This window comes from uncultured Thomasclavelia sp., assembly GCF_944324745.1.
Lineage (GTDB): Bacteria > Bacillota_I > Bacilli_A > Erysipelotrichales > Coprobacillaceae > Thomasclavelia.
On sequence record NZ_CALUXO010000007.1, the window covers coordinates 1 to 7,830 of the forward strand.

A 7,830-nucleotide genomic window follows, 5' to 3' on the forward strand; every position below is an offset into this window, starting at 1 on the left:
TGTTATGCTGGTACTTATTGGCGAAAAAGAAGATGTCACCGATCAAAGTAATGTTACTGTTAGTAGTGATTGCCTTTGTAGGAGTATTAGTCGGATTCTTTAATCCAGGTTTACAATATTAAAAAAGAAAAAGTTATATAGAGGCCAAAATTAAAAATGCTTATCTTGAAGAGATAAAATATCAAAGTCGAATGTTGAATAATTTAAAAAGATGGGCACGAAACACAATTACTTTTTCCTCATTTGCCATAGTCCTTATTATGTTTGGATCATCACATTTAAGCATTATTGTTATTAGTAGCCTAATGATGATAATAAGTATAATTTTGATTTTGATGATAATTTAAATAAGATTTTTGCCAACATTAATAACTAAAAGAAGCAGCATAATGATACATACCATATTTATAATGTATCATAAGCTGCTTCTTGTTATTTGGAAATAATTTCTACGCCAGTTTCGGTTACTAATAATGTATGTTCCCATTGAGCAGATAATGAGCCATCTTCAGTATAAACGGTCCAATTATCATCAGCATCAACAAAAACATCACGCTTTCCTAAGTTCAACATTGGTTCAATAGTAAAGACCATTCCTGGAACTAGAGTTACAGTTTTTTCATTTGGTTCAAAGTGATAGACATATGGATCTTCATGAATCGCTAAACCAACACCATGGCCACAAAATTCTCTAACGACACTGTACCCATTAGCTTTGGCAAATGTTTCAATTGCTTTACCAATATCTCCAACACAACTTTCATAAGGAACAACAGTAGCCATTCCAATTTCTAAAGCTTTTTTAGTATCTTCAACTAGCTTTTTAGCTTCATCACTAACTTTACCAATCATAAACATTCTAGAAGCATCAGCATAGTATTTGCCTACTTTTGTTGTTGCATCAACATTGACGATATCGCCTTCTTGTAAGATTGTCTCTTCACTTGGAATCCCATGACAGACAACATCATTGATTGAAACACAAATGTGTTTTGGAAAGCCCATATAATGATAATCAGCACAGACAGCATGATGTTTTTCGGTATATTCTTTAGCCATAATATCAATTTCTTCAGTTGACATTCCAGCATGAATATTTTCTTGAATATAATCTAATAGTCCGGAATTGACAATTGCAGCTTGTCGGATTCCTTCAATTTGTTCAGCACTCTTTATCATTTTATGTGGTGGTATCTTTTTACCAGCTGCTTTTAATTGATTTAATTTTTCATCAAATTGTAAATGACATTTTTTATATTTTTTTTGACTTCCGCACCAGCAGAGATCGTTACGATTTAGTTTCATATCTAGCCCTCTTTCTTATTGAAATAGTATAACACTTTATAATAGAAAATCCAATTAGCTAGAGCTAACTTTTTTAATTAATAACTCTTTTTGATGATGTGAAAGTTGCTTTATGGCATATTCACGCTTTAATGCAGTACTTTTATCATCATATTCTTCATAATATTCAAGAATAACTGGGCGACGAGCTTTGGTATATTTAGCTCCAGTTCCGGCATTATGAGCTTGGATTCTTTTATCTAGATTAGTAGTCCAGCCTGTATAGTAACTATTGTCTTTGCATCTTACAATATAGACATAATGTTTTTTCATTTATTTCACCGTAGTTATTATAACAATATTTTGTAGTTTTTTAATGACTAAATTGGCTTTTTGTATTAAGATACTTATCATGAGGTGTAGTTATGGTTGATTTTAATAATTTAATTGATTTACAAATAGAAATTTTTATTTTGATTTTTATTGGTTATGTGTTGCGAAAAATTAATATTATATCGAAAGCAAATCGTAAAAGTTTAACAGATCTGGTAATTGATGTAGTTTTACCAGCCAATATTATTTATTCATTCATGATTGAAATGACCAGCGAGATTATTATCAGTTCATTAGAAATTCTATTAGTATCAATTGTGATTCAAATTGGCTGCCAATTGTTTGGAAAATATTTTTTTACTAAAGCTAATAAGCAGCAGCAAAGTGTCTTACAATATGGAACGATTTGTTCTAATGCTGGGTTTATGGGGTCACCATTAATTCAGGGGTTATATGGTTTAGATGGTCTGTTATTTGCATCAATATATTTGATTCCTCAAAGAATTGTGATGTGGTCTGGAGGTGTCGCTTGTTTTACTGATGCCAAAGGAAAAGATGTAATAAAAAAAGTACTTACACATCCTTGTATTATTGCTGTTTTTATTGGAATGATTATCATGATAACTCAGGTGCAATTACCAAATTTTTTAACGGTTACGATCCAGTCAGTCAGTAACTGTACAATCGCATTGTCAATGATTGTCATTGGTGGAATTTTAGCAGAAATTAGATTTAGAGAAGTAATAAATGGACTAACAATTTATTATAGTGTTATTAGGTTGATTATAATTCCATTGCTGGTTTTAGCAGGATGTGTTTTATGTTCATTACCAACACTAGTTACTGCTGTCGCTACGGTTTTAGCCGGGATGCCTGCAGGTAGCACTACAGCTATCTTAGCTGAAAAGTATAATGGTGACTCTCGATTAGCTGTGGAAATTGTTTTTTTATCGACCGCATTATCATTATTTACAATCCCTTTATTATGTTTGATCATAAATGTAGTTGCCTAATAGCTAGATGTCATCTTTTGTGATAAAATAGTATTACAAAAAGAAAGATATGTAGGGGGGTGAAAGGATGATTTGTAACAATTGTGGATGCCATTTTACGGGTTCTTTGACTTGTCCGTTATGTGGCAGCCGTTGGGGACGTAAAAACAAATGTCCGGTTTGTGATAAACCGATTCATCTAGGACAAACAAGATGTTCTAATTGTGGGAATCCATTGTCTGATAGTATTTCTAGAGCCAGTGACTATACAACTTCTCGAGTTAGTCAGACAAATACTGTAGAGCATACAACTAGCCAAAATAATAAAAGAGAAGATAAACGTAAAAGAAAAAAAACGTTATTTCAACCTTTAGAAATGTATGATTATAAAGCTAGTAATAAAGAAATCAAAAAAAGATTTGATGAAGCTAGAGCTAATATTTTTAATCATCGTCACGAAAAAAGAAATGGTGAAAAAGTTAAGCGAATTATTACAATGATCGTTGGATTAGTATTTATTTTAAGTATTGCTGGTTCTTTATTTAGTGTTGTTTTGAATTTTGTTGATAATGATTTTAGTTTTGAAGGATTTGATAGCACTGTTACTTTAGATGAAACATTAAGCAATGTTAATATTAGTCGTAATAATACTAATTTAGAAATGGCTGGAAACTATAATCAAGATAATAGTGTTTTAATAGATGGTGATAATTTATATCTTGGTTATAATGATTGTGTATATCGAACTGACAGGGAAATAAATCAAATGAATACTTATTTTACGCCTGGAAGCTCTTCGTTATATCTAGAAGGTGATAATTTATATTGCAGTTATTATGGGGAATATTATCGTTATAATTTAACGACTGAAGAAGAAACTTATTTATTTGATATGGATAAAGTATTGCCGATTGGCCAAGGACAGTTTTTGTATTTAGATAATATAAATGCATTGTATCTATATGATGGTAGCCAAAGTAGACTGCTTAGTGGTGATAATTATGTTTATAGTTTTGCCTATGATAGTGCTAGTGGTCTTGTTTATGTTGCTGGTGATGATAGCGAGATTAAAGCACTGGATTTAAACGGGCAGATTGTTCATCGTTATGGAATATCTTGTTATGATGATATTTATGTTGATGGAAATTTGCTTTATTATCAAGACTATGATGGTATTTACAGTTTTAATTTAGATGATGGAACAATTGATACTGTTTTAGCAACTGATGAATATCTTTATAAATATACAATAGTTGATGGTGGTATTGTTTATACAACAAGTGATGAAAATATGATCTTTTATAATAGCGTAGAAGATTCTTATACCACAATTGCAGATGATGTTAATGAATTTAATATTGTCGGTAACTATATTTTGTTTGAACGTTATGAAGATGGTTATCGCTGGTATTTTAGTAACAGATATGGTGAAGTCTGTCCGGTCGATTCATTAATTAATACTGCAGTATATTATTAAGGAGACTTAGCTTAATTAGTTAAGTCTTTTTTTCATAAATACAATATGGTAAAATGGAGACATTAAAAGTAGGTGATTTAATGAAAAAATGCAAGAATTGTGGAACATTATTAAGTGATGAATATGCATATTGTCCTGAATGCGGGATGCCAATAGAAAAGGAAAAAGAGAAAAGTTATTGGTTTGATAAAAAAATTTGGGCAGTTTTCATTGCATTGGCGATTATTACCTTGCCAATGCAGATGTATCTTAATAGTTTAACGCAGGCTAGTAATTCTAGTCAGGCAGCTAATAAAACTAGCGAACTGACGCCTAGTGGTCAAAATGGGGCATATAGTCAGGCAACTAATATTAATTATTTGGGAATTAGTTACATTAAAGATGATAGTATTTATATTACGATGAATCAACAAGTAATTAAATATAATAGTGATTATTCTAGTCAAGAAGTTTTTCTTGATGGCTATAAAACAACTTTAAGTGAAGATGAAAATTATTACTATTATGTAGATGAAAACAATGACTATATCAGGCGGGATAAAACTACTCAGGCTGAAGATAGTTTATTGATGAATGTTTATTATGTCCATAATTTAGGTGATGTGATTTATTATCAAAATGACAGTGATAATGAATCAATCCATTGTCTTGACTTAACAACAAATGAGGATACTAAAATTAATGATGAAGTATCTTATTGTTTGATCGTTGATCAGGAAAAAGAATATATTTTTTATGTTGATTATGATAATCAGTTAAAATCAATTAAATTAGATGGGAGTGAGGAAAAAGTAATTGGTGAAGGAACTTCTGTCTATACTTATGATGGCGAATATTTATATTATATTACTAGTCAAGGTTTAATGAAAAGTGATGTAGATGGTAACGCAGAAATGATTTATGACAGTACTACGTTAGGTTTAGTAAATATGATTGGTGATAAATTGATCATTCAGGATAATGATACTATTTATCAAATGGATCGTGATGGTAAAAATTTGACAGAGATTTATAATAGTTTGACTAGTATGACTTTTGAAGTTGTTGGTGATAAATTATTAGTATTATCAACTGGCAGTGATTTAGGCAATGGGATTACCTATCAGATTGTTGAATTAGATGGAACCAGTAAATCATTAACTGATAATCAAACAGGAATAGCTGGAAATGAAATTTAGGGGAGAAAAAGATGAAAGTAAAAGAAATTATTGCTGCTACTAATGGTAAATTATTGAGTGGTGATTTAGAATTAGAGATAACAGGATTTAGTCAAGATAGCCGTCAGGTTAAGCCAGGAATGATGTATATTCCAATAATTGGTGCTCGCTTTGATGGCCATGATTTTATTGCCAGTGCTTTTGAAAATGGTGCCAGTGCCATTATAACTAGTCGGGTTATTGATGATAAAGAGCATACGGTTATTTTGGTGGATGATACTTTAAAAGCATTACAAGATATGGCTAGTTATTTGCGAAGTCATCGAAATGTTACGGTGGTAGGAATTACTGGCAGTGTTGGTAAAACTAGCACCCGGGATATGGTTTATAGTGTTATTAAACAAAAATATAAAACATTAAAAACAGAAGGAAATTATAACAATAATATCGGATTACCGTTGACGATTCTTCGCTTGCAGGATGAACAGGTTATGGTTTTAGAAATGGGGATGAATCATCTAAAAGAAATGGAAGAATTATCATTAATTGCTAAACCAGATATTAGTGCTATTACTAATGTTGGTACAGCTCATATCGGTGAATTAGGTAGTCGTGAAAATATTTTAAAAGCTAAACTAGAAATTATTACTGGAATGAACGATGGTAGTCTTCTAGTTATTAATAACGATAATGATATGCTGCAAACAGTTAAAATCGAGCGATTGCAACTTATTAAAACGGCAATTGATAATGATGGTGATTTTAAAGCATATAATGTGATTTTAAATGATAATTCCAGTGAATTTGATTTAAATTATAATCATCAGACTTATCATATAAAAGTTCCCGTTCCTGGAAAACATTTTATTTTAAATGCTTTAATTGCGATTGCAATTGGAATATCACTTGATATAGAAATGGAATTATGTATTCAAGGGATAAATGAATTTAAATTGACTAAAAATCGGATGGATGTTATTGAATTGAAGGATAACATAACTTTAATTGATGGGACATATAATGCCAGTGAAGATTCGATGAAATCTAGTCTTGACGTTTTGGCAACTTATAAACGAAGAAAAATAGCTGTATTAGCTGATATGTTAGAATTGGGTAAATACAGTGAAGCAATTCATCGTAATATAGGTAAATACGTTGCTGATAAAAAAATAGATGTTTTGATTACTGTCGGTAAGGAAGCTGAATATATTGCCCTGGCAGCAAAAAATGCAGGAATGAAGGAAATTTATTGTTGCCAAGATAATCAAGAAGTGCTAAATTGTTTAGAGAATAATTTAGAAAGTAACGACGTTGTTCTGTTAAAAGGGTCAAATGGAATGAAGTTGAAAGAAGTTGTTACTAAAATAAAGGAGAAACGCTCATGAAACAAAAATTGTTAGTATTATGCGGAGGACAATCTAGTGAACATATTGTTTCTAGAATGTCTTGTACCTCAGTATTAAACAATCTTAATAAAGATAAATATGAAATAACTTTGGTAGGAATCACTCTTGATGGTGATTGGCATTATTTAAATCCTAACCAGTCAGATTTAACTAGTGAAACTTGGTTAGATGGTAGTGAAAAAGTCAGAGATATTTATGGTTTATTGAAAAGTCAAGATGTGGCTTTTCCGGTATTACATGGCCTATATGGGGAAGATGGGACAATTCAAGGATTATTTGAATTAGCTAAAATTCCATATGTTGGCTGTCGAGTATTATCTTCTAGTGTGGCAATGGATAAAATTTATACTAAGAAGATCTTAGATACTGTAGGAATTCCTCAGGTAAAATCAGTTTATGTAAAAAAACGTTATGATGATAAACTGGTTGTAGTTGACAATAACTTTGATGAACATGATGATGTAATTAATTATATTAAAGAAAAGTTAGGTTATCCTTGCTTTATTAAAGCTAGTCGTTCAGGATCTAGTGTTGGTTGCTATCGTTGTAACAGTCAGGAAGAGTTAATGGATAAATTGCAAGAAGCAGGAAAATATGATCGTCATATCGTAGTAGAAGAATGTATTGATTGTATTGAATTAGAAACAGCCGTCTTGGGAAATGATGATGTTATTGTTTCTCGTGTCGGACAAATTATGCCACATGGTGAATTTTATACATTTGAATCTAAATATGAAGATGAAGAAAGTAAAACATGTATTCCAGCGTTAGTTGATGAAAAAATTCAAGAACAAATTCGTCAATATGCAATTAAGGCTTTTAAAGCGATCGATGGACACGGGTTAAGCCGGGTGGACTTTTTCTTAGATAAAAAATCAAATAAAGTATATTTAAATGAAATTAATACGATGCCTGGTTTCACTAAGATTTCCATGTATCCTCAATTGATGGAAGATTTTGGTATCAGTTATTCTGAATTACTTGATCGTTTAATTGCACTAGCAATGCAAAAATAAGAACCTGTGGGTTCTTTTTTTTTGTAGTTGGCTATCTAAAAAATGAGATAAATTTGAAATAAAAAGCAGTCTTTTCTATACTATAATATACTTGTTTAAAAAATAGCTTTGGCATATCAAACTATAAAAATTATCTAATAATGGAGCAATAAGATGAAAATTATA

The 7,830-nt window shown here is 30.8% G+C and carries 8 protein-coding genes; 6 read left to right on the forward strand and 2 right to left on the reverse strand.

Annotation, left to right across the window (positions count from 1 at the left end):
- A partial coding sequence (locus Q0K54_RS00590; protein ID WP_294577891.1) for a PTS system mannose/fructose/sorbose family transporter subunit IID occupies positions 1–122 on the forward strand: 122 nt, incomplete at its 5' end.
- 310 nt (positions 123–432) lie between these two features.
- On the opposite strand, the gene Q0K54_RS00595 is transcribed toward Q0K54_RS00590, so the two are convergent.
- Both Q0K54_RS00595 and Q0K54_RS00600 read right to left on the reverse strand, forming a co-directional pair.
- Positions 433–1,305: a methionyl aminopeptidase gene (locus tag Q0K54_RS00595; protein ID WP_294577878.1), complete on the reverse strand. Its 873-nt coding sequence runs from the start codon at positions 1,303–1,305 to the stop codon at positions 433–435.
- Positions 1,306–1,359: 54 nt separating this feature from the next.
- Positions 1,360–1,617, reverse strand: coding sequence for a GIY-YIG nuclease family protein (locus tag Q0K54_RS00600; protein ID WP_294577880.1), 258 nt, complete (start codon positions 1,615–1,617; stop codon positions 1,360–1,362).
- A gap of 92 nt (positions 1,618–1,709) precedes the next feature.
- Here Q0K54_RS00600 and Q0K54_RS00605 point away from each other — a divergent pair, with 92 nt between their 5' ends.
- The 5 genes from Q0K54_RS00605 (at position 1,710) to Q0K54_RS00625 (ending at position 7,665) form a co-directional block, all read left to right on the forward strand.
- The gene (locus Q0K54_RS00605; protein WP_294577882.1) at positions 1,710–2,630 is read left to right on the forward strand and encodes an AEC family transporter; all 921 of its coding nucleotides are present in this window, start codon (positions 1,710–1,712) and stop codon (positions 2,628–2,630) included.
- Between the two features lie 67 nt (positions 2,631–2,697).
- Complete coding sequence (locus Q0K54_RS00610; protein ID WP_294577884.1) at positions 2,698–4,086, forward strand: hypothetical protein; 1,389 nt, start codon at positions 2,698–2,700, stop codon at positions 4,084–4,086.
- Between the two features lie 80 nt (positions 4,087–4,166).
- Positions 4,167–5,264: a DUF5050 domain-containing protein gene (locus tag Q0K54_RS00615; RefSeq protein WP_294577886.1), complete on the forward strand. Its 1,098-nt coding sequence runs from the start codon at positions 4,167–4,169 to the stop codon at positions 5,262–5,264.
- An 11-nt stretch (positions 5,265–5,275) separates the two neighbouring features.
- Complete coding sequence (gene murF / locus Q0K54_RS00620) at positions 5,276–6,628, forward strand: UDP-N-acetylmuramoyl-tripeptide--D-alanyl-D-alanine ligase (protein ID WP_294577888.1); 1,353 nt, start codon at positions 5,276–5,278, stop codon at positions 6,626–6,628.
- The gene (locus Q0K54_RS00625; RefSeq protein WP_294577890.1) at positions 6,625–7,665 is read left to right on the forward strand and encodes a D-alanine--D-alanine ligase family protein; all 1,041 of its coding nucleotides are present in this window, start codon (positions 6,625–6,627) and stop codon (positions 7,663–7,665) included. The genes murF and Q0K54_RS00625 overlap by 4 nt, the downstream gene beginning before the upstream one ends.
- Positions 7,666–7,830: the final 165 nt, after the last annotated feature.

Excerpts from the sequence above, each read along its gene's own strand:
- Q0K54_RS00605 (WP_294577882.1), top strand. The coding sequence starts at position 1,710 with ATGGTTGATTTTAATAATTTAATTGATTTACAAATAGAAATTTTTATT.
- Q0K54_RS00595 (WP_294577878.1), bottom strand. The coding sequence starts at position 1,305 with ATGAAACTAAATCGTAACGATCTCTGCTGGTGCGGAAGTCAAAAAAAA.
- Q0K54_RS00610 (WP_294577884.1), top strand. The coding sequence starts at position 2,698 with ATGATTTGTAACAATTGTGGATGCCATTTTACGGGTTCTTTGACTTGT.
- Q0K54_RS00600 (WP_294577880.1), bottom strand. The coding sequence starts at position 1,617 with ATGAAAAAACATTATGTCTATATTGTAAGATGCAAAGACAATAGTTAC.
- murF (WP_294577888.1), top strand. The coding sequence starts at position 5,276 with ATGAAAGTAAAAGAAATTATTGCTGCTACTAATGGTAAATTATTGAGT.
- Q0K54_RS00625 (WP_294577890.1), top strand. The coding sequence starts at position 6,625 with ATGAAACAAAAATTGTTAGTATTATGCGGAGGACAATCTAGTGAACAT.
- Q0K54_RS00615 (WP_294577886.1), top strand. The coding sequence starts at position 4,167 with ATGAAAAAATGCAAGAATTGTGGAACATTATTAAGTGATGAATATGCA.